The sequence below is a fragment of the Stenotrophomonas sp. X genome (assembly GCF_055721025.1).
Genome location: NZ_CM146756.1, coordinates 2,591,328 through 2,611,204 on the forward strand (window position 1 = coordinate 2,591,328; position 19,877 = coordinate 2,611,204).

The following is a 19,877-nucleotide window of genomic DNA, read 5'->3' on the forward strand; positions in this document are numbered from 1 at the left end:
TGCTTCCAAAGAGGTACTGCCAAGAAGTTTCAACAGACCCGACGGACGCTTGCGCCCGCGGGCCGGATCCGGACCTCAGTCCATTCGGGCCGGTTTGTCGCGGTAATGGTTGGGGTTGAACACCCACATGCCATCGTGTTCCTGCACGTTGCGGACTTTCAGCTTGAACAGCAGGCGCAGGCCCAACAGGCGGAAGATCATTTCGTCACGCTTGGCCATCTGCCGCATGATGAAGACCGCCACCGGAATGGTGAGCAGGAACCAGAAGTTCGTATACATGCTGAGCAGCAGCAACCCACCTGCCACCATGAAGAATGGCAGGTAGGGAACGCCCAGGAACATTGCCGGACGTGTGCAGCCGCGGAAGACGACGTTCTTATGCACTGTAATACTGGACAGCCTGCTGGATCAGCATGGCGGTCTTGCCTTCGCAGGTGCCATAGTCGTCACCCAGCAGCATACGTGCGATCTGGCCAGCGGCACCGATCAGCACGCCACCGATCAGAATCGGGGCCACATCACCAATGCGCTTGTGCGCGAAGGCGATCTGGTAGCCGGCGAAGATGACGGCAATGGTCACCACGGCGATCGAGGCCATGTTCAGCAGACCATTGATGCTGTCGAAGAAGCCACATACCTTCTTCTCGGTGCCACCATAATTGACGCCGCCCTGATTGGCGAAGACCTCCGGAGCGAACAGCGCACCAACAAAGAGGGTGGCCATCAGCAGGGTCTTCAGCGTGCGCTGGGCCTGGACGAGGTCGAGATTGGATCGCTTCATGGATTGATTTCCTTGTTGATGGACTAACACAACTGAATCGGCCAGCCGGGGGACTGGCCGCACCACGACTTCGTCAGAACACGAAGGCCGCATCCCCTGCGGGAATCTGCTGCACCGGCGCAGCCTGCACCGGCGCGTTGAATGAATTGTCGGCACCTGCCACAGGCTGGTTACGCTCGCTCCAGGGCCGCAGCATCACGGGCCCCTCATTGCTGGCACCGGCGGCGCCCGGCAACTGCTGCGGCATGGCCATCGCCTGTGCGGGACCCTGCTGCGGCAGCTGCTGCGGCATGCCAGCGGCCTGCTGCTGCGGATAGGCGGCCCCTTGGCTGGGTTGCGCCTGAGGCTGCATCATCCTGTCCACCGAACCCAGCACCACCTTGGACAGCGCCTGGTCGGCGAGATTCAGCAAACTACCCCGCGCCATCGCCCCGGTGGACGGGTACACGACATAGGCGCGTGCGGGATCTTCCGACGGCACGTACACCGGGCCATTGGATTGAGCAACGATGCGCGCCTGCGCCGGCGAAGCGAGCTGCGGGTGATGCTCGACCTTCACCGCGCGGCGCTCACCCCGACTGACCACGTCGATCGGCGCAACACCATTGCTGGCAACCTGCTGGCCGCGGCGGATCGAGTCGTAGATCTTCTGCACGTAGCCGTGACGGAAGCCGGTCTCGAAGTTGCCCGAGTAGTAACAGCTGAACGACTTGCCCCAGTCACCACCGGAGCGTTTGTAGCACTCGGCGAGAATGCGCGAACCGGCCTGCAGGTTCGGGCACTGCTGGAAGGCCTTCTCGTAGGAATCCAGCCCGTATTTGCCCAGGTTGTAGCGATTGACCTGGGCCAGCCCGATCGAGAAGTTGTAGCCCTTCTCTTCCAGCATGCGCACCGTCGCCAGCGCTTCATCCAACGCCTTGGGCTGGCGCACCAGTGCACCGCCGACCACGCCGATGGCGTAGGGATTGCGCGACGATTCGACGTTGATGACGTGCTGCATCACATCCATCGACACGGCCATCTCCGGGCACGCCATCATTTCCAGTCCTGGCAGCATCCTTCAGCCCTCCTGCCCCTGGGCACGCCCAGGATTGAAGTCGATGCCGGTGATGTAGCGCGAGCCGGCATGCGCCTTGATATGCACGACGATATCGATGGTCATCATCAACAGTCGCTTGATCACGTTGAATTCCAGGCCCGAACCTTCGGTCGAGGCCTTCACCATCAATGCCAGCTGGTCCCAGGTCTGCTCCGGGCTGCCCGCGTGGCAGCTGGTGATCGACCCCGGGTGGCCGGACGCGCAGTTGCGAATGAAGTAGAACGCCTCGTCACCGCGCAGCTCGGCCAGGATGATGCGTTCGGGCTTCATGCGCAGGCAGGCCTCCATGCAGCTCTTGGCCGTCACATTGCTGGTGCTCTGTCCGCCTTTGGAGTACAACAGGTGCACGACGTTGGGCTGGGTCAGGAACAACTCGCGCGCGTCCTCGATGGTGACCAGGCGCTCATTGTCCGGGATATGGTTGACCAAGGCCTTCATGAAGGTGGTCTTGCCGCTACCGGTCGCACCGGATACCACGATGTTCTTGCGGTACATCACCGCACGCCGGAAGAACTCGGCGTACTCGCGCGAATGGCGCAGCTCCAGCAGCTCGCGATCCTGCTCGCTGATGCTGCCATCACTCTCCAGGATCTGGTTGAAGAAGCCGTCTTCGTGATACTGCGTGAGCGACTTGGTGTGCTTGGACGGCAGACGGATGGTGATCGACACCTTGCCAGCGTCACACGCGGGCGGAATGACGAACTGTGCACGCTGGCCGGTGGGGAACGTGAGCGACACGACCGGATCGGCATCGGTGATGCGCTGGCCGGTGTTGCTCTCGTTCACCACCGCCGTGCAGAACTGCCGGGCCCGCTCGAACGTCAGGCTCGGCACCTCCACCCGCTGCCACCCCGCCCGGGTTTCCAGGTACAGCTCACCGGGACGGTTGATGCAGATTTCCGTCACTTCCGGAGAGGTCATGTACTCGGCGATGCCCAGCACTTCGTACTGATAGCGCAGGAAATCGCTGGAGACGAGGGCGAGGGGTGACACTTCGGCGTCCATGATCGTTCGTTGGGTTACCGGCGGGGATTCAGCACGTTGGTGAAATCAACGTCCTTGGCGACGTAGACATTCACCACGGTGCCCTGGTTGATGGTCACGGTCGGCGGGCGGCGCTCGCTGAGCGCCTCATTGGCAAGTCGCTCCATGGTGCGAGCGGTTGCACTCTCGTAGGGAGAGCGCACGGCAAAGCCGTTGCTGGCGACCGTTGTCGACTCTGGACCGTGCTCGGCTGCGGCGTACTTGAAGGCGTCTGCGATCAGGCTGATCATCAGCGCCGAGGCGATACGGCTGCCCCAGTGCGCACTGTACTGTCCAGGATGGCCTGCCCCGCCCAGGCCATCCGTGCCAGGGCTGGACATGGCCACGTCGATGCCGTTCGGGGTGGTGATGCGATCCCAGATCACTTCCACGCGCTTGCCGATCGGACCACCGCCGTAGGCGCCATAGATCTTGGAGCCCTTCGGCAGCAGCAGGTTACGGCCGTTGATCGAGTACACCGGCTCGGTCAGCAGGCACGAGGTGTAGCCGGCCACGTCGGTGATGATCCGCGTTTCCAGCACGCATCTCAGGTACGTGCCACGAACCAGCAGCGCGTCAGGGCTACGGATATAGGCGGCATTGGAGACATTTTCCACGTCGGGGCCACGGCGGACCTTCTGCGGCTGGGGCTGAGGATTTGCTGCTGCCTGCATGGCAGCGATCATCGCCTGGTTGTAGTCAGAGTTCTGGCTGCCGGACGACGCGCCCGCGTCACCACCCCCTACCCCGGAACCGCTGCCCATGCGCCGGTCCATCAACGTCGGCCCGCGATCTTCGTCTCGCTTGCTCGCCGACGGAAAACCGGGCATAGGCACTTCCTGCTGGGGCGCAGGCGGCAGCATCGGAATCGGATCGGCAACAGCCACCGGCGGCGCCGGATCAGCTGCGGTACCTACGCTCGGCAGCTGTGGTGTCGTCGCACGCGCCTCTTCCCGCGGCTTGTTCTGCTCGGTCGCATCATCCTGCCCCTTGCGGAACAGCAGGAAGCCCATTGCCATCAGCAACAGCACGATGCCACCGAGGAACAGCAGCGCCTTTCGGTTCAGCCGCTGCTCTTCGGCCGAGCGCAACTGCGGCGCGGCCGCATCCAGATCCGGCGCGGGCTCGGCCTGGGTCGTGCCGAAGTAGGGATTCGAAGGCGCGTCCGCGGCACCCTGTGCGCCGTACGGGCTCTGGCTCTCGTCGCGTCCGTTGTTCGGGTCGTTTCCGGGAGTGTTCTGCTGGCTCATTTCTTCACGTTCCTTCGCAGGCCGACGACGAAGTCGCCGTGGCGGATGACCAGGTACGGGTAGGTCCCGTGCACGATCAGCGTATTGCCTTCAACCGTGGTGTTGACCACGAAGTCTTCACCGTATTCCGTTTCACGACCGAACACCGCCGGGAAGATGCCGGTCTTGTACTCCGGCGAATTCGGCAGTTTCAGGTAAGTGAAACGACCATCGTCGTAGGCATTGACCGGGATCAGCCACCCCATCTTCTTCGCCTTGCTGGTGGAATAGGAGTAGTTGAAGTTGTACTGCCGGTCCTTGGCCAGTTCCGAGCTCAACAACGGCTTGGCCTCTTCCTCGACCGCTTCCTGGGCGACGCCGAACACGGTGTCGTTCGGATAGACGAAGGCGATCTTGTACTGCACGCCCGCGCGACGAGCCTGCTCCAGCTGGCGCCAGTCGGTGGCCACCACCTTCAGTTCGAAGATGTAGGAATGGGTCTCGGTGCGCACCATCATGTTGGTGTCGACGTCGACGTTCTTCGGCTTGAGGTAGAACACGTTCTCGCGGCGGGTCAGTTCCCAGCCGCTGCTGAAGCCGGTGCTGTAGTCGAGGATCTTCTCGTTCGGGCTCAACTCGATCTGGGTGGTCAGGCCCAGGCCGGTGCGAACCGGATAGATGCGGTCCTTCTCGTACTCGTAGTGGTCAACCGCCTGCGCCATCGCCGCTGCTGAGAACAGCAACGACAACATCGACAGCAGCGCCAGCGCGCTTCCCCTGATATTTCGACTACTCATCGGTTGCTTGCTCCATCAGCAGTTCCGGTGGAATTGTTCTGCGCCGGCCTCATGGCCGGCTGTCCGGGCATGGCCTGCCCCGGCATTGCTTGCCCCTGCACCGGCTGACCCGGCATCGGTTGGCCCTGTACAGGCTGTCCCGGCATTGCCTGGCCCGGTACCTGGCCGTTGGCTGGCACCGCGACCGGCTGGCCGGTGGCCGGGTCGATCATGGTGGCCGCGGCCGGATTGTTGGGATCGTAGACACCCTGCGCCTGCTGCGCGGCCTGCGCGGCCTGCTGCGCCTGTGCCTGCATGGCGCCGTCATCCGGCACCGGCACGCCACGCGAGTAATCGTTGTCGACGCGGTACTCGGTGACCTGGAACGCCAGCGGATTGAGGATGCGATCCTGTTCGGACAGCGCCAGGTTCTGGTTGTACTCGAAGCGCATCGTCACCAGTTGGTTGTCAAGGTAGCTGGATGCTCCGGTCCGCTTGTCCAACAGGCTGCGCTGGATGCGCACCGACGCACCGCGGAAGCTGCCGTTCGGCTCAGCCCCCAACGGCGTGATGCTGAGGATCTTTACGCGAATGGCTTTTTCGCGGCCATACATCACAAACGGATTCTGGGGGTTACTTCCCGCGTAGCGCATACGCATGCTCTGAGCAACCGGGCTGCTCGACATCACGAACACCAGTTCCCAGTCACGCAGCCCCATCACCGCCGAGTCGTACGATTCGCGCGCGAGCACGTACTGGGCGACGTTGCTGCGATTGATCGCTTCGTTGGTGGTGATCGTTTCGCCCTGGAAGGTGCCACTCAACCGCGCGACGGTCGCCGTACCGGTGTAGGCATCGGCCATCACCAGGAACGGCACCTTCTCCTTCAGCGGCAGCATGTAGTAGTAGCCACCCGCCAGTGCGAGCGACATCAACAACGAGCCCGTGGCGACCCACCACGCGCGCCGCTCGCTGCGGCGTGCCATGTCGGCCACGGTGATCTCGTAGCTGACCGCCTTGGCGACCGACTGCTCGACCTTGGGACTATTGCCGGGATCCTTCTTGCGGAACATGGATTCTTCCGTACTGCTGAAACATCAATGGGCGTGGCACCCCTGCGACAGGCGCGGGGAGCGGCACGTTCGATGATTTCGAGGTGGACTCAGGTGCCGCTGTTGGAATCAGCGCCCTGCGCCGACGCGGTCGGCGTCGAGCCAGCGCTCTGCACAACGATCTGGTTGCCAACGATGGAGACGGAGATGCCCTGCGCTGCATAGGCTGCGGTCAGATCGATCACGGCCTGCTGTGCGTTGGTGGTGTCGATGTTCGAGACCGCGCCATACAGGGTGAAATCCGAGCTGAGGCGATAGTCCAGCGTGCGCCCGGAATCCTTGGCCCAACGCTCGAGCATGGCTTTGAGCGTGCCATCCATCGGCGAGGCCTGGTAGACGTAGCTGGAGTACAGCGGAATTTCGGTCGTCGTCGCAGCAAAGCGGTTGACCGGCTTCCAGCGGCCTCCGAAATCCGGAGCGGACTTGGTGGCGCAACCGGCCACCATCAGCGCCGCCACTGCGGCGATGGACATTTTCGCGATAAACGCCTGATTCATACGGGCTTCACTTTGACGTACGAAAAAGCAGTCCCGAGCATTGGTCCCCTGGTCGTCCGGCGCTGCATCGCGCACGCCGGAATCGGAGGGACACGCTGTGTGCAGCGCAACCACTCCGGCTCCCCTGCAGCCCAAAGGCTGCCAACCAAGTCGCGGGGCCATCGGCGCAGCCGACAACACATCCGCATACCTCACCAACGTCGAAACCATCCTTGTTTCCATGGCACAAACTCCTGGCCACCCTGCTGCTACATCTTCGACATCCAGCACACACTTCTGGACGACAGGCACAGGGTCGCACAACCACGCGTCAATTCCATGTCAGACAAGTCTGAAAATCCATGAACAAATGCCAAATTCTTGACCGAAATCACGAATTCACATTCTTAACTTCGAATCAAATTCACAAATTAAGCGTCGTGAATTAGACGTTCAGCATCGGAACATCCACCTTCGGCAGCAGCCTCGAGGTGAAGTAGCGGTCCTTGTAGTAGCGGATCTTGTCGCACTTCACCGGATGCGGTATGCCCTCATACAGGAACACCTCCATGTCCGGCCCCATCGCCTTCAGCTCCTGCGGCAGCATCAGCGCGCGCCGTTCCTCGGTGAAGTTGTGGGTCTTCTCGCGGGCATGGGTGACGTTCTTCTTGCGCACCGTGGTGTAGCCAAGCATGTCCGAATAGTCATTGGCATCCTGCTGCTCACGCGGCGCGTACAGGATCTGCAGGGCATGGTTGGTGATGATGGTGCGTGACACTTCCCGGCCGTAGGTGGCGTCGAGCTGGGACATGCTCTGGATGATCGGCAGCAGTCGGATGTTGTAGCCAGCCATGTAGGACACCGCCGAGGCGATGATCTCCACTTTGCCGATCGAGGTGAATTCGTCCATCAGCAGCAGGCACTGGTACTTCAGGTCCGGGTTGGACTTGGGCAGTTCCTTGGTGTTCAGGTTGATCAGCTGGCTGAAGAACAGGTTGATGATCAGCCGGCTTTCGGCCAGCTTGTTCGGCTGGATGCCGATATAGATGGTCATCTTCTTCTTGCGGACATCGGTCAGCAGGAAGTCGTTGCAGCTGGTGGCCTTGTCCAGCACCGGATTGATCCAGGGATTGAGCGGTTCCTTGAAGGTGCCCAGGATCGAGGCGAAGGTCTCATCGGCCTGCGACAGCATGTTGGCGAACGCCGAACGGGCGTTGGCGCTGAGGAACGGCCGCTCCGACAGGGTCTTGAGGTACTTCTTCAGGTCGGTGCCGTCGCCGGAGGACAGACGGTACACCGCACCGAGCGTGGGGGTGCCGGCGCCGCCCGGGAAACCGCTGCTGCGCTCGTCGTCCCAGTTCTCGAACAGGTACAGGGTGAAGGCCATGAACGCGTTGCGCGCCTGGCTGACCCAGAATTTCTGGTCCTCGGCCCCGTCCGGATACAGCATCGCGGCGATGCTCATCAGGTCCGAGACGCGGAAGGCCGGATCATCGGAGACGTAGCTGAGCGGGTTCCAGCGGTGCGTGCGCCGGTCCTCGGCGAAGGGATTGAACAGGTAGATTTCCTGGCCCTGGCTGGCGCGCCAGCCACTGGTCAGGTCGAAGTTCTCCTGCTTGATGTCCAGCACCACCAGTGATTCGCCGTACTCCAGCAGGTTCGGGATGACCACGCCCACGCCCTTGCCCGAGCGGGTCGGCGCGGCCAGGATCACGAACTGCTGGCCATCCAGGCGCACCAGCTTGCCGCCATGGCTGCCGACCACGATGCTCTGGCCGGTCTTCTTGAACATGCCGTGCTTGGCCAGGTCGGCGCCGGTGGCAAAGCGCGCATCGCCGTGCAGCGAGCGCTTGTCCTTCTTCAGCAGCAGCACCAGGCCGGCCACCAGCAGCACCAGCAGGGGCAGGCCGAAGCCCACGTAGCCAGCCCATTTGATCTTGCCCACGAAGGGCGCGACCTGCGGTTGGCCGATGGCGTGGACGTACTGGTAGTAGGTGTTCCAGGTGAACAGCTGGGTGTCCAGCCCCAGGAACAGCAGGGTCAGATAGCCGGAAAACACGAAACCGAGCAGCAGGGTCGCCAGCGTGATGATGGCGATGAGCAGATACTTCTTACTGGGCAACACCCGAATCCTCCATGATGCGCACGCGGCGCGACGGCCTAGCGGTGGCGCCAGCGCGACGCCTTCTTCCGCAGGTGGTTCTCGTTTTCCAGCCTGGGCTCCTCGCCCTCTTCACGCACCAGTTGCAGCAAGCGTTGGCGCGCTTCGGCCAGTGATATCAGGTCGGTCAGACGATCCCCATCGTCGGCGACGACCGCATGGCCGACCACATCGCCGGGAGCGTACACCGGCTCGTAGGACACCGCTACCAGCTGATAGCGGCCACGGGTTTCCAGCACATGCCTGAATTCCTGCATCGCACTCCTCCTTGTCGGGGCAACACTGCGTCCCCTGCCTCGCCATCATGCCCGTGGCAGCGTCATGGGCGCATCCACAACCGCTGCGGCTTTTGCGCGAAACTGTGCGCGGATATCCAAGGAGACTGCAATGGACTGGGTAGCACTTGCCCGTACGCTGGCCACCGAGGCCCACGCGGGGCAGATCGACAAGGCCGGCCAGCCTTATATCGGCCATGTGGCGCGGGTGGCAGCCGCCGTGCGCGGAGACGATGACGCCGAAGTGGTGGCCTGGCTGCATGACGTGGCCGAGGACTGCCCGGCGTTTGCCGCACGGATCGAGGTATTTCCGGCGCCGCTGCGCGAGGCGGTGCAACTGCTCAACCGCGATGCAGCTCCTGACGCGGACAGCTACTACGCGCGCATTGCCGCCCACCCGCTGGCACTGAAAGTGAAGCGCGCCGATCTGGATGACAACGCCGATCCACAGCGGCTGGCGATGCTGGACGGGACCACGGCAGGGCGCCTTCGCGACAAATACGCTCATGCCCGGGCGGCGCTGGGCATCTGAGCCGGCCGCGAGGCGACGCGGAGTTTTGGCGTGTCACCGATCAAACGCTGATTTGCCCTGAGTACTGCTGCTCCTGTTGCAGTGCAGCAGTACAATGGACGGCTCCCCCGCCCCATCGCGCCCCCGCATGAGCCCCAACTCTTCCCTGGCTGCGCGGCTGACGCCCCGCCAGCGCACCCTGATCATCCTCGCCCTGTCGCTGGGTGGATTCGCCATCGGCACCAGCGAATTTGCCAGCATGGGGCTGATGCTGGAGATCAGCCGCGGCCTGTCGATTTCCGAAACCCAGGTCGGGCACCTGATCAGCGCTTACGCCATCGGCGTGGTGGTCGGCGCCCCGATCCTCGCCTTCGTGGGTGCCAGCTTCCCGCGCCGCAAGCTGCTGCTGGCGCTGATGGGCTTCTACGCGGTCGGCAACCTGGCCAGCGCGCTGGCACCGAATTACGGCACGATGCTGGTGGCACGCTTCGTCGCCGGCCTGCCGCATGGCGCCTACTTCGGCGTTGCGATGCTGGTGGCCGCTGCGATCAGTCCTGCCGGCCAGCGCGGCCAGGCGATGTCACGGGTGCTGCTGGGCCTGTCGATCGCGATCCTGGTCGGCAACCCGTTGACCACCTGGCTGGGCCAGCAGCTGAGCTGGCGCACCGCCTTCGCCCTCGTCAGCGTGCTGGCCATTGCCACCGTGGCGATGATCGCGCGCTTCCTGCTGGCGGACCCGGACGAAGTGCGTACCTCGCCGATGCGCGAACTGCGCGCCTTCAACACCTCCCAGGTGTGGCTGGCGCTGGCGATCGGTGCGGTCGGCTTCGCAGGCATGTTCTGCGTGTTCACCTACCTCGCCCCCACCCTCGTGCAGGTCACCGGCGTGGCCGAATCGTGGATGCCGCTGGCAGTGGGCGTGTTCGGCATCGGCGCGATCATCGGCAACATCGCCGGTGGCTGGCTGGTGGACAAGTTCCATTTCAAGGCCGCCGCCGTGGTGCTGCTGTGGTCGATCATGATGCTGCTGCTGTATCCGCTGGCCGCACAGTCGGTCTGGACCATCGGCCCGATGATCATCACGGTCGGCACCATGGGTGCGCTGGCGGCGGTGCTGCAGACGCGACTGATGGATGTGGCCGGCGAAGCGCAGACGCTGGCGGCCGCCTCCAATCACGCCGCCTTCAATACCGCCAACGCACTCGGCCCGTGGCTGGGCGGCATGGCGATCAGCGCCGGCTTCAGCCCGGCCAGCACCGGCTATGTCGGTGCAGCCACCGCGATCGGCGGCCTGCTGCTGTGGTGCGTGGCGGTGATGCTGGACAGGAAGCGCAAGACCGTCGCCGCCGGCAACCACTGAAGAACGGACGACCGCATCCACAGGTCCATCGGTCGACTGCGCGGTCTTTGTCGCGCTCCTGACGCGCGATGAACACATTTCGTGGATGTGCATTTGGGCACAGTGCAGCCGACGCCGCATTCTCGGCCTGCACCGGACCCGCAATGCACCACCACCGCGCCCCTGCCCGCCACGATGCCATCGCCTTGCAGGCCGGCATGCTGGGCAGCGTGCTGGGGGTGGCGTTGTCCAAGGCCATTGCCTTGTCCGCGTTGGCAGCCGGTTCGATGATGGGGATCGGGCTGTGGGTGGTGGCCTGTGCACTGCTGGCTGCGTGGGCGCTCGCAGCCTATCTGGCCTGCCTGGCGCTGAGCCGTCGTGTGTTCGTGCTGATGGTGGCGCTGTGCATGGTGCTGATGATCTGCATCGCCTGACCCAGCAGGGGCCGGACTATCGCGCATTTGTTACAGAATAACAAGTGCAACGGGTCCGATTGTGCATGCCCGGCGTCACGGATTTGAATTCCATGGCCATCCTGGCATTACCCGAGGCCACCCCATGAACCTGCAGCCTTCATTCCGCGCCACCCTCACTGCCATCGCTCTGGCGTCGCTCAGCGCCTGCGCCACCTACGACGACAGCGCCATGCATCCGGCCTGCCAGGAGTCACCCCATCTGAAGGATCTGCCGCGCGAGGTCGCTGCCCGCGAGAGCCGTTGCAACAAGGGTGTGGAAGTGTGGTCGAGCGAACGCGGCGGCAGTGACAAGCCGCTGGACCTGAGCGGAAAGAAAAAGGATCTCTGAAATGGAGCGCTGCCGGTTGCCGCGGCTGTCTTGATCATGTCCATGCACCTGGCTGACTGGCCCATCACAACCGGCGCGCGACGATGAGGTCTCCCCACCCTGTCGAGATTCAGATGCCGGACACTGCCCACCCTGTCATTCGCGCGTTCGAGGCCGTGTTCGATCTGTCAGGGGGCGTGCAGCGCATCACCGCGCTCACGGTCACCTGCCGGCATTGCACGTCGACCAGTTCGGCCAGTGAGGACAATCTGGTGCACTTGCCAGGTGGAGCATTGTTCCGCTGCGACGGGTGCGGCTGCCATCAACCGGTCAGCCATGCCCGTCTGTCGGACTGGCAACCGGCGTCGTTGCTGGGTATCTGAGGACCGCGACGTGGTAATGACTGTGGAACAGCGGAAAATACTCCAGGTCATCGCCGCTGCAGAACCGGTGCGCGGTGATGCCGCAACGTGGGCGGTGACCGCCGGATGGGGTGTACAGGCAGAGGACGGGGATATCGATCTCACCGAGGCTGGCCGGGATGCGCTCACCGCGCAGGCAGGTCGTGAGGGCTAGACCCGCCGCTCAGGCCAGCGTCGCCTCCCTTCGCGCTGCGTCGCGATAGCGGCAACCTGCGGAACAAAGGGTACATCGCTGCCACGTCGGCGGCGAAGTTGCGAGGCCTTTCATGTCGGCGGTGTGCAGAGCGTCATGACATGCGCTCGGCTATGCTGCGCCACCTTCCTGCGCCAATGGCGGCCATGCATCCTTTTCCCCTGCCAGTCTCTGCACCTGATCAGCTCGCCTACCGACTGCTGCAGGACAGTGACTGGGCCCGCTCGGCCACTGCCGCAAGCGCACCCGCCGAACTTCGCACGTTACTGGCGATGATCCTGGATTCGCCAGAACCCCTGTGGCTTGCCTGGGGCAAGGAAGACAAGGCGTTCTTCTTCAATGATGCGTACCTGCCCATGCTGGGGGAAAAACTGCACCGCGCGATGGGCAATCGCCTGGAGGATGTCTGGGAGGACGTATGGCCGGACGTGGTGCAGGCCGTCAACGATGCCTTCGCCGGCACCAGCCGCAGCTTCAAGAACCTCCCGTTGATGATGGATCGCGACGGCACGCTGCGTGAAACATTCTGGACGTTCTCCTATTCGCCGCTGCGCGTCGGCTGCGGCAGCGTGGCCGGCATCCTGTGCGTGGTCAGCGAACAGACCGAACGGGTGATCGAGCGCGACCTGCACAGCCGCCAGGTCGCGGCGATCACCGAGCAGGCGCGGGAGGCCCATCTGGAACTGGTGCGGGCCCGCGAGCAGCTGCGCCAGTCGCAGAAGCTGGAGGCGATCGGCCAGCTCACCGGCGGGGTGGCCCACGACTTCAACAACCTGCTGCAGGTCATCACCGGTTCGGTAGACATGCTCCTGCACACGTGGCCGGCAGACGACACCCGGCGCCGCTACATCCAGGCCATTGCAACAGCGTCGGACCGCGCCACCAAGCTGACCGCGCAACTGCTTGCATTCTCGCGTCGCCAGAGCCTGTCGCCGGAGGTCTTCGACCTCTGCGAAAGCGTGCACGCGCTCTCGGATATCATCACCACCGTACTTGGCGCGCGCATCCAGGTGTCGTTGACATTGCCCGATACACCGATGCCGGTACTGCTGGACCGGACCCAGCTGGACACTGCGTTGATCAACATCGCGGTCAATGCCCGCGATGCGATCGAGGGACACGGCCGGGTGACCATCGAGGTGGAGCAGGTAACCGCTGTGCCTTCGGTGCGCTTCGCCGCGCCGATGAAGGGCGACTTCGCCGCGATCAGCGTGACCGACACCGGAGCAGGCATCGACCCCGCCGTCGTCGACCGCATCTTCGAGCCCTTCTTCACCACCAAGAGCGTGGGTGCCGGGACCGGGCTCGGCCTCAGCCAGGTATTCGGCTTCGTCAAGCAGTCAGAAGGCGAGGTGGACGTGCAGAGCCAGGCGGGCGCCGGTACCCGCTTTACGCTGTACCTGCCGCTGGCGCAGGCAGGAGAAACGACGGAACGGCCGGCGGCGCAATCGGGGCTGCAGCATGGGCATGGCGTCTGCGTGCTGGTGGTGGAAGACAACGTCGACGTGGCCGAATTTGCGGTGGGCGCCCTGCGCGAACTCGACTACAGCGTGGTCCTTGCACGCAATGCGGACGAGGCCCTGGCCGAGCTGGAACGGGATGCCTCGCGCTTCCATGTGGTGTTCAGCGACGTGGTAATGCCGGGCATGAACGGCCTGGATCTGGCCCGTGCCATCCGCGCCCGCTTCCCGGAGCTTCCGGTGATCCTCACCAGCGGCTACAGCGAATTGCTGGCGCGGGATCCTGGCCATGGCTTCACCCTGCTGCGCAAGCCGTACTCATTGAAGCAGCTGGCCTCGGTGATGACCGAGACCGGGCACCGCGCCCAGGCCATGGTGGCATCACCCTAGCGCGCCGTTCACCACGGCAAACCGAACCAGCGTTCCAGCGAAGACTCCAGCCCCGACGTGTCGCCGCCGACATTGCAGGCCCAGGCGACGATACCGTCAGGGCGGACCAGCAACGCACCCAGTCCCATCGCATCGCGCGCCGTGGATATCACGCAGGTAACCGAGCGTTGCCAGCGCGCAAAGATCGGGCCGAGTGAAACGCCGGTATCGAGCCCCAGCAGCACACCCTTCCCTGCGCGCAGCAGCTCCCCCATGCGATCGCCATTGGCCAGCTGGACGTCAGGCACGCTTTGGCCAACCCACGGATGCTCGCCGTTGAACACCGGTGGTTGTGCCACGCCCCACAACCGCTCAGCGAGATAGGTGGCGCCGTCGCGGGTCGCGGCCAGGTCGGCGAAGACCGCCGCCAGCGCGCGCTGCCCTGGGCCTGGTCGCATCAGCGCCACCTGCGCACGCGACCAGTCGAGCACCCGGGCGCCGATCGGATGGCGCTCAGCCTGATAGCTGTCCAGCAGCGTCTCGGCGGCGTCGCCTCGCGCCACGGCGGCCAGCTTCCACCCCAGGTTCATCGCATCGCCGATGCCGAGATTCAGGCCCTGCCCGCCCAGCGGCGAATGCATGTGCGCCGCATCACCAGCCAACAGCACGCGGCCGCTGCGATAGGCCGTGGCCTGGCGCGCGGCATCGGTCCATGTGGTGGCTAGATGCAACTCGGTGATCGTTGTCTGGCGCCCGGACACCCGCCGCAGCAACGCCTGGGCGGCGTGCAGGTCCAGTGGCCCGCGGTGGCCTGCGCCACCGTCGAAATCGGCCAGCGCCAGCACGCCCGGCGGGTTGAAATTGCACATGCCGTATTCGGTGAACTGACGCCCCGGGGTGAGCACCGACGGATCGGCCAGTTCAACCTGCAGCGTGTACCCGGTGAACTCGGGCGCCGTCCCTGCGAACTCGAAGCCGGAGTGCTTGCGTACCGTGCTGCGGGCGCCATCGCAACCGACCAGCCATCGCCCCCGCATCAGCCCGCGAGCGGTCTGCACCTCCATCTGTGACTCGTGTGCGTGCACTGCCTGCACCGTACAGCCCCGCTCGATCTGCACACCCAGTGACACTGCGCGCTCGGCCAGCACCGCCTCCAGCGACTGCAGCTCCACCGCCATCTGCATGGGTACCGGGATCGGCAGGCGATCACGCCAGCGCCCGCTGTCCACGTCATCCAGGGCGAAAGGAATGCCGGCGAAGTGGCCTCCCAGCGGCCGCGGTTGCGCCAGCCAATGGGCGGTGCAGGGCGGCGGTGCGCCCTTGTCCGGCTTCAGCACCTGGCGGGCCGCGACCGCGTCCAGCAGGCCGCGCCGATCCAGCGCTTCCAGCGTGGGCGCGTTCAAGCCGCGCAGGCCAAAGGGCAGGCGCTTCAGGGTTGAATTGGGCGACTCAGCCTGCTCCAGCAGCAGGACCGAACAGCCGGCCTGGGCCAGCTCGCAGGACAGGAACAGGCCGACCGGGCCGGCCCCGGCGATGACGACGTCGTACAACATGGCAATTCCCTGTGAGCGCCGGGGCGGCGCTCTGGTGTCGCCAATGTTACACTCGGTGTACTTTTCCACAAGTGAGCCGCCCATGACCCCGCCTCCGGGCCGCCGCGAGCAGCGCAAGACCGAGACCCGACAGACCATTTCGGACGTCGCCACCGAACTGATCATCCGCCGCGGCTTCGAAGCCGTGTCCATGTCCGAGATCGCCGAGGCCGCGGGAGTCTCGCGCAAGACAGTCTTCAACTATTTCGCCAGCAAGGAGGACCTGGTATTCGACCGCGATGAGGAGGCCCGGACCCTGCTTCGCGAAGGCATGGCGGCGCGCCGTGGCATGGCCCCGCTCGCCGCCTTCCAGTCGCTGGTGCGGGAGCTGCTGGACAGCGGCCATCCGCTGTTGCGGATCAACTCCGGTGCAGCGACCTTCTGGGCCACGGTGGCCGACAGCCCGGCATTGGTGGCACACGCACGACGGCTGCAGGCACAGCTGGCCGACGACCTCACGCTGTTGATGGCAAGCGCTGTCGGGCGGCCAGCGGATGATGCCGAGGCACGCCTGGGTGCGGCGATGCTGCTGGCGTCGATGGTGGCGGCCTATCAGAACGGACTGGCCAGCCAGCAGGAGGGCGAGGATCCGCGCCAGGCGATGCTGCAGCTGATCGTGCGCGGCGGCACCGGCGTGCTGGTGGCCCTGGCCGGCACTCCGTATACCGACCCGGGTCCGCGTCCATAGTGCATCCGGGGGATAGGTTTCGAAGTGCTGCAAATGCTAATCTTTCTCATTTGCAGCCCAGCCTCGTCCCTCATGCCCCTTCCAACCCCGCTCAAGCACGCCCTCTGCCTGGTGCTGCCTCTTTCCCTGGCTACACCTGCACTGGCCTCCGATGCCCCCGCAGACGCCCCGAAGGACCTGGACAAAGTGGAAGTCCGCGGCCGCGCGCAGACCCTGTACCGCGCCAACGATGCAGCCGTCGGCACCCGCACCGATACTCCGCTGGAGCGGGTACCGCAGTCGATCCAGGTCGTGCCACGCGAGCTGATCGACGACCAGGCTGCGCGCCAGGTCACCGATCTTTACCGCAGCATCAGCGGCGTCAGCTTCTTCAGCTATGCCGGCGTCACCCTGCGCGGGTTCCGCCAGGAGAACGTGCTCTACGACGGCCTGCGCGGTGATCCCTATGCCGGCTTCTCGGTGCCGCAACTGTTCAACATCGAACGCGTGGAGGTACTGAAAGGTCCGGCCGGTGCGCTGTACGGCGGTGGTGATGCGGGCGGTGTCATCAACTATGTAACGCGCAAGCCCAAGGCGCGCGCCGAACGCCGCATCGAGCTGCAGGCAGGCGACAAGGACTTCCGCGCCGGATCGATCGAAGGCACCGGCCCCTTGAATGCCAGCGGCAGCATTCGCTATCGCGCCGGCCTCTATGCCGACAGCGAGCAGGGCGTGCGCTGGAATGCCGACAGCGAAAGCGTGATCGGCGACGCCTCGCTGGCCTTCGACGTTGGCCAGACCGGCGAGCTGGTGCTGCAGTTCACCGACATCACCCAGAACCTGGGCGGCAACCGCCTGCGCGGCGTGCCGGTGAACGATGCCGGCAGCTTCCTGACCGACCGGCGCTGGAACCACAACGAGGCCAGCGACTTCCTCGACATGCGCGCCAGGGTCGCACTGGCGCAGTACCGCTTCGCACCGCTCGATACGCTGGACGTGGACATTGCTGCGCGCTGGTTCAGCAACAACGAGCACCAGATGTACCACGAGCCGATGGGGCTGATTGATCGTGACCGCGACGGCGTAGCCGAATGGATGACGCGCCAGCTGCGCAACCAGATCCGCGACAACGAGGCCTTCACCGCCAGCGGCAATGCCGTATGGCGGATCAACACCGGCCGTATCGAACACAAGGTGCTGTTCGGCGCCGACGTGTACCAGCTCGACGCCGACTTCACCGCGCAGACCGCCAACAGCGCCGACCTGGCACGCGGCGCCGGCCCGGTGCGCGGCATCGACCTGTTCAAACCGGTCTATAGCGCGAGCACCTGGCATGACTACAACCTGGCCGCCCTGCCGTGGCGCAGCACCGCCACCCGCAGCAAGCGCTACGGCGGCTATCTGCAGGATGAGCTGGCGCTGGGCACGCGCTGGCACGTGCTGACCGGACTGCGCTGGGATGGCTTCAAGGATGAGGACCGCATGGGCGGCAACAGCGTGGATGGCAACGCGCTCAGCTGGCGCCTGGGCAGCACCTTTACCGTCCGGGACGGCGTGAACCTGTATGCCAACATCGCCAGCGGCTTCGTGCCGCAGAGCGCGGCCAACCAGAACCCGGCAGCGGGTGGCCCGTTCGACGCCGAGCGCAGCAGGCAGTGGGAAGTCGGCATGAAGTCCCTGCTGGCCGACCGCGTGACCCTGAACATGGCGGCCTACCGCATCGACCGCAGCAACATCGTGCAGGCCACCGGCGAAGTGCGGGACGGCGTGAACCAGCTGGCCGCGCTGGGCCTGGTACGCAGCACGGGTATGGAACTGGACCTGCTGGCCGACGTGACCGAGCGCTGGGTGGTGAACCTGACCTACGCCTACAACGACGCACGGGTAAAGGACGCCGGACCGAACGGCATCACCAATGCGTCCGGCGACCGCTTCGCAAATGCGCCACGCAACAAGCTCGGCCTGTGGACGCGCTACGACCTGCCGTCGATCAACTCGGCCATCGGCTTCGGCGCCGACCACGTGGGCGAGCGTGTCAGCCTGGATGGGCAGGCGGTCAAGGCTTACACCGTATTCGACATGAGCTGGAAGACCACGTGGAAGCAGTGGCAGTTCCAGGCCAACGTCAAGAACCTGTTCGACAAGGTGTACGCAGCCAGTGGCTTCATCGAACGCAACGGGCATTTCCCGGGCGAGCCGCGGCGGGTGTATGTGCAGGCGGCTTACAGCTTCTGACGAGCCTCTCGGGTAGCGCCGTGCCCATACTCGGCTCGGCGCCAGCCCTGGTCACCCCATACGTATCGCGTGACTCTCGCGCGCCTGCAGATCGATATCCTGCTGGCGCTGCATGGCCGCCTGCTGGCGCTCAAGGCTGGCAGCCTCGATCTGCTGCAGGGATTGTGCAACCGGCGTCTGCACCGCAACATCCGTAGGCATGGAGGCACGCAGATGCGCGGGATCGCTCATCTCGCCCTGCACCACGAACACGTTGCGGCCGGCCGGATGCTCGGCGGTCTGCGCGCTCAGCAGCACATGGTCCGCCCGTTCAAGCTGGTTGCGACGGGCCAATGCCATCACGCTCGCCACCAAGCGCTCGCTGTTCTCATCGTGGGTACGTCCCGCGCTGGCATCGATCGCGGCCACGCCTTCGCGCACCTGCTGCATCAGTGCGTAGTCGCGGTGGCCCGGACCAATGTCGGCCAGGCGGGTCGGTGCCTGCGAGGGATCCGGCACGTAGTCCACGGCTGCGGTCAGCGGGCTGCGGGTGATGGTCCGGTACGGGTCGTCCGGGTGGAACTGGGTGCGTTTTTCCTGGCGCTCCAGACGGACCTCGCGCGTGTCATTGAGTTCGGCGATGCGTGCGGGGTCGGTGATCTCCCGCATCGAGATGTGGCCGCCGCCCGCGCTGACACTGGCCCACTTCCTGTCCGCTTCGAAGTACATCGCGTAGTAGCTGTTGCCACCGATGACGTTCGGATCGACTGCTGAGCGGCCCTCCAGCGCCTGGGTGGCTTCCAGCACGCTCAACCGGGTGAGGTACTGGCCGCCCTTCACCCATCCCATCTGGCTGACGGCATCGACACTGGTGTTGCCTACGCGCGGGCCTCCGGCGTAGTCATTGTTGAGCATGTTGGTCCAGATCTGTTCCAGCTTCTCGGGGCCGCTCTTCTGCTCAGCCGCTTGCAGCAACACGCGCGGCGTCCAGCAGTTGGGATCAAGTTCATGCCGTTCAAATGCCCGGTCGTGAGCCAGCATCACGTCCTTGCCGGGAAGATTCAGTGCCAGGTCTGGACGGCGCTCGTTCATCCACTGCTGCCGCAACTCAAGATCTCTTTCGAGCAGGGTCTGCCCAAAGGATTCCCATTGCCGCTCCGTCAACTGTGCATTTGAAAACCGGGATCCCTCGTCCTGCTGGGTCTTTGCGTAGCTTTGTGCATACGCGTTCGCGACGCGTCCAGGCAGGCTGTCATTGCGTACAACACCCAGTGCCAGTGTCCCGTATCCATCGGCTCCCGTCAGTTGCGACAGGTAGTTCCAGTAAAGCTCGCGGTTGCCGTCTCTGGCATAGCTGCCAAGGACGCTCAGATCGCGTTCGGTCAATCCACTCAT

The 19,877-nt window shown here is 64.5% G+C and carries 20 protein-coding genes and 1 pseudogene; 9 read left to right on the forward strand and 12 right to left on the reverse strand.

Annotation, left to right across the window (positions count from 1 at the left end; genetic code table 11):
* Positions 1 to 75 precede the first annotated feature (75 nt).
* From ACZ75I_RS12035 to ACZ75I_RS12080, 10 genes and pseudogenes are all read right to left on the reverse strand, one after another.
* Positions 76 to 384 carry a VirB3 family type IV secretion system protein gene (locus tag ACZ75I_RS12035; RefSeq protein WP_005417227.1) on the reverse strand — a complete coding sequence of 103 codons (309 nt, stop codon included), beginning with the start codon at positions 382 to 384 and terminating at the stop codon, positions 76 to 78.
* Positions 377 to 781 (reverse strand): TrbC/VirB2 family protein, encoded by a 405-nt coding sequence (locus tag ACZ75I_RS12040; protein ID WP_005417229.1) that lies wholly within the window; start codon positions 779 to 781, stop codon positions 377 to 379. Before ACZ75I_RS12040 ends, ACZ75I_RS12035 begins: the two co-directional genes overlap by 8 nt.
* A 579-nt stretch (positions 782 to 1,360) precedes the next feature.
* Positions 1,361 to 1,838 (reverse strand): annotated as a pseudogene (locus ACZ75I_RS12045) (lytic transglycosylase domain-containing protein); the annotation flags it as partial.
* 3 nt (positions 1,839 to 1,841) lie between these two features.
* Positions 1,842 to 2,885, reverse strand: coding sequence for a P-type DNA transfer ATPase VirB11 (gene virB11, locus ACZ75I_RS12050; RefSeq protein ID WP_005417233.1), 1,044 nt, complete (start codon positions 2,883 to 2,885; stop codon positions 1,842 to 1,844).
* Between the two features lie 14 nt (positions 2,886 to 2,899).
* Entirely contained in the window at positions 2,900 to 4,153 is a 1,254-nt protein-coding gene (locus ACZ75I_RS12055; protein WP_164092761.1) for a TrbI/VirB10 family protein, read from the reverse strand.
* Positions 4,150 to 4,929, reverse strand: coding sequence for a TrbG/VirB9 family P-type conjugative transfer protein (locus ACZ75I_RS12060; RefSeq protein WP_032954280.1), 780 nt, complete (start codon positions 4,927 to 4,929; stop codon positions 4,150 to 4,152). Before ACZ75I_RS12060 ends, ACZ75I_RS12055 begins: the two co-directional genes overlap by 4 nt.
* Positions 4,926 to 5,981, reverse strand: a complete 1,056-nt coding sequence (locus ACZ75I_RS12065; protein ID WP_164092760.1) for a VirB8 family type IV secretion system protein — start codon at positions 5,979 to 5,981, stop codon at positions 4,926 to 4,928. The genes ACZ75I_RS12060 and ACZ75I_RS12065 overlap by 4 nt, the downstream gene beginning before the upstream one ends.
* An 89-nt stretch (positions 5,982 to 6,070) precedes the next feature.
* Entirely contained in the window at positions 6,071 to 6,517 is a 447-nt protein-coding gene (locus ACZ75I_RS12070; RefSeq protein WP_032954281.1) for a hypothetical protein, read from the reverse strand.
* 424 nt (positions 6,518 to 6,941) lie between these two features.
* Positions 6,942 to 8,621 (reverse strand): type IV secretory system conjugative DNA transfer family protein, encoded by a 1,680-nt coding sequence (locus ACZ75I_RS12075; RefSeq protein WP_061480696.1) that lies wholly within the window; start codon positions 8,619 to 8,621, stop codon positions 6,942 to 6,944.
* A gap of 35 nt (positions 8,622 to 8,656) precedes the next feature.
* Complete coding sequence (locus ACZ75I_RS12080) at positions 8,657 to 8,914, reverse strand: hypothetical protein (RefSeq protein ID WP_472957946.1); 258 nt, start codon at positions 8,912 to 8,914, stop codon at positions 8,657 to 8,659.
* 130 nt (positions 8,915 to 9,044) lie between these two features.
* On the opposite strand from ACZ75I_RS12080, the gene ACZ75I_RS12085 reads away from it, so the two are divergent.
* From ACZ75I_RS12085 to ACZ75I_RS12115, 7 genes are all read left to right on the forward strand, one after another.
* The gene (locus ACZ75I_RS12085; RefSeq protein ID WP_049415052.1) at positions 9,045 to 9,464 is read left to right on the forward strand and encodes an HD domain-containing protein; all 420 of its coding nucleotides are present in this window, start codon (positions 9,045 to 9,047) and stop codon (positions 9,462 to 9,464) included.
* Positions 9,465 to 9,591: 127 nt separating this feature from the next.
* Entirely contained in the window at positions 9,592 to 10,803 is a 1,212-nt protein-coding gene (locus ACZ75I_RS12090; RefSeq protein WP_472957947.1) for an MFS transporter, read from the forward strand.
* Positions 10,804 to 10,946: 143 nt separating this feature from the next.
* On the forward strand, positions 10,947 to 11,216 hold the full coding sequence (locus tag ACZ75I_RS12095; protein WP_111175854.1) for a hypothetical protein: 270 nt from the start codon (positions 10,947 to 10,949) through the stop codon (positions 11,214 to 11,216).
* A gap of 124 nt (positions 11,217 to 11,340) precedes the next feature.
* The gene (locus ACZ75I_RS12100) at positions 11,341 to 11,586 is read left to right on the forward strand and encodes a hypothetical protein (RefSeq protein ID WP_072168099.1); all 246 of its coding nucleotides are present in this window, start codon (positions 11,341 to 11,343) and stop codon (positions 11,584 to 11,586) included.
* A gap of 113 nt (positions 11,587 to 11,699) precedes the next feature.
* On the forward strand, positions 11,700 to 11,948 hold the full coding sequence (locus ACZ75I_RS12105) for a hypothetical protein (RefSeq protein WP_005417258.1): 249 nt from the start codon (positions 11,700 to 11,702) through the stop codon (positions 11,946 to 11,948).
* Between the two features lie 16 nt (positions 11,949 to 11,964).
* On the forward strand, positions 11,965 to 12,141 hold the full coding sequence (locus ACZ75I_RS12110) for a hypothetical protein (RefSeq protein ID WP_472957949.1): 177 nt from the start codon (positions 11,965 to 11,967) through the stop codon (positions 12,139 to 12,141).
* A 185-nt stretch (positions 12,142 to 12,326) separates the two neighbouring features.
* On the forward strand, positions 12,327 to 14,030 hold the full coding sequence (locus ACZ75I_RS12115; RefSeq protein WP_180870673.1) for a hybrid sensor histidine kinase/response regulator: 1,704 nt from the start codon (positions 12,327 to 12,329) through the stop codon (positions 14,028 to 14,030).
* 8 nt (positions 14,031 to 14,038) lie between these two features.
* On the opposite strand, the gene ACZ75I_RS12120 is transcribed toward ACZ75I_RS12115, so the two are convergent.
* Positions 14,039 to 15,562, reverse strand: a complete 1,524-nt coding sequence (locus ACZ75I_RS12120; RefSeq protein WP_472957951.1) for an FAD-dependent monooxygenase — start codon at positions 15,560 to 15,562, stop codon at positions 14,039 to 14,041.
* A gap of 82 nt (positions 15,563 to 15,644) precedes the next feature.
* On the opposite strand from ACZ75I_RS12120, the gene ACZ75I_RS12125 reads away from it, so the two are divergent.
* Together ACZ75I_RS12125 and ACZ75I_RS12130 are read left to right on the forward strand one after the other, a co-directional pair.
* The gene (locus ACZ75I_RS12125) at positions 15,645 to 16,289 is read left to right on the forward strand and encodes a TetR/AcrR family transcriptional regulator (protein ID WP_099486536.1); all 645 of its coding nucleotides are present in this window, start codon (positions 15,645 to 15,647) and stop codon (positions 16,287 to 16,289) included.
* A gap of 72 nt (positions 16,290 to 16,361) precedes the next feature.
* Positions 16,362 to 18,503: a TonB-dependent siderophore receptor gene (locus ACZ75I_RS12130; protein ID WP_472957954.1), complete on the forward strand. Its 2,142-nt coding sequence runs from the start codon at positions 16,362 to 16,364 to the stop codon at positions 18,501 to 18,503.
* Positions 18,504 to 18,554: 51 nt separating this feature from the next.
* On the opposite strand, the gene ACZ75I_RS12135 is transcribed toward ACZ75I_RS12130, so the two are convergent.
* Positions 18,555 to 19,877: a Smlt3024 family type IV secretion system effector gene (locus tag ACZ75I_RS12135; protein WP_472957956.1), complete on the reverse strand. Its 1,323-nt coding sequence runs from the start codon at positions 19,875 to 19,877 to the stop codon at positions 18,555 to 18,557.

Excerpts from the sequence above, each read along its gene's own strand:
- ACZ75I_RS12040 (WP_005417229.1), bottom strand. The coding sequence starts at position 781 with ATGAAGCGATCCAATCTCGACCTCGTCCAGGCCCAGCGCACGCTGAAG.
- virB11 (WP_005417233.1), bottom strand. The coding sequence starts at position 2,885 with ATGGACGCCGAAGTGTCACCCCTCGCCCTCGTCTCCAGCGATTTCCTG.
- ACZ75I_RS12055 (WP_164092761.1), bottom strand. The coding sequence starts at position 4,153 with ATGAGCCAGCAGAACACTCCCGGAAACGACCCGAACAACGGACGCGAC.
- ACZ75I_RS12060 (WP_032954280.1), bottom strand. The coding sequence starts at position 4,929 with ATGAGTAGTCGAAATATCAGGGGAAGCGCGCTGGCGCTGCTGTCGATG.
- ACZ75I_RS12065 (WP_164092760.1), bottom strand. The coding sequence starts at position 5,981 with ATGTTCCGCAAGAAGGATCCCGGCAATAGTCCCAAGGTCGAGCAGTCG.
- ACZ75I_RS12070 (WP_032954281.1), bottom strand. The coding sequence starts at position 6,517 with ATGAATCAGGCGTTTATCGCGAAAATGTCCATCGCCGCAGTGGCGGCG.
- ACZ75I_RS12080 (WP_472957946.1), bottom strand. The coding sequence starts at position 8,914 with ATGCAGGAATTCAGGCATGTGCTGGAAACCCGTGGCCGCTATCAGCTG.
- ACZ75I_RS12085 (WP_049415052.1), top strand. The coding sequence starts at position 9,045 with ATGGACTGGGTAGCACTTGCCCGTACGCTGGCCACCGAGGCCCACGCG.
- ACZ75I_RS12090 (WP_472957947.1), top strand. The coding sequence starts at position 9,592 with ATGAGCCCCAACTCTTCCCTGGCTGCGCGGCTGACGCCCCGCCAGCGC.
- ACZ75I_RS12095 (WP_111175854.1), top strand. The coding sequence starts at position 10,947 with ATGCACCACCACCGCGCCCCTGCCCGCCACGATGCCATCGCCTTGCAG.
- ACZ75I_RS12100 (WP_072168099.1), top strand. The coding sequence starts at position 11,341 with ATGAACCTGCAGCCTTCATTCCGCGCCACCCTCACTGCCATCGCTCTG.
- ACZ75I_RS12105 (WP_005417258.1), top strand. The coding sequence starts at position 11,700 with ATGCCGGACACTGCCCACCCTGTCATTCGCGCGTTCGAGGCCGTGTTC.
- ACZ75I_RS12110 (WP_472957949.1), top strand. The coding sequence starts at position 11,965 with ATGACTGTGGAACAGCGGAAAATACTCCAGGTCATCGCCGCTGCAGAA.
- ACZ75I_RS12115 (WP_180870673.1), top strand. The coding sequence starts at position 12,327 with ATGCATCCTTTTCCCCTGCCAGTCTCTGCACCTGATCAGCTCGCCTAC.
- ACZ75I_RS12120 (WP_472957951.1), bottom strand. The coding sequence starts at position 15,562 with ATGTTGTACGACGTCGTCATCGCCGGGGCCGGCCCGGTCGGCCTGTTC.
- ACZ75I_RS12125 (WP_099486536.1), top strand. The coding sequence starts at position 15,645 with ATGACCCCGCCTCCGGGCCGCCGCGAGCAGCGCAAGACCGAGACCCGA.
- ACZ75I_RS12130 (WP_472957954.1), top strand. The coding sequence starts at position 16,362 with ATGCCCCTTCCAACCCCGCTCAAGCACGCCCTCTGCCTGGTGCTGCCT.
- ACZ75I_RS12135 (WP_472957956.1), bottom strand. The coding sequence starts at position 19,877 with ATGAGTGGATTGACCGAACGCGATCTGAGCGTCCTTGGCAGCTATGCC.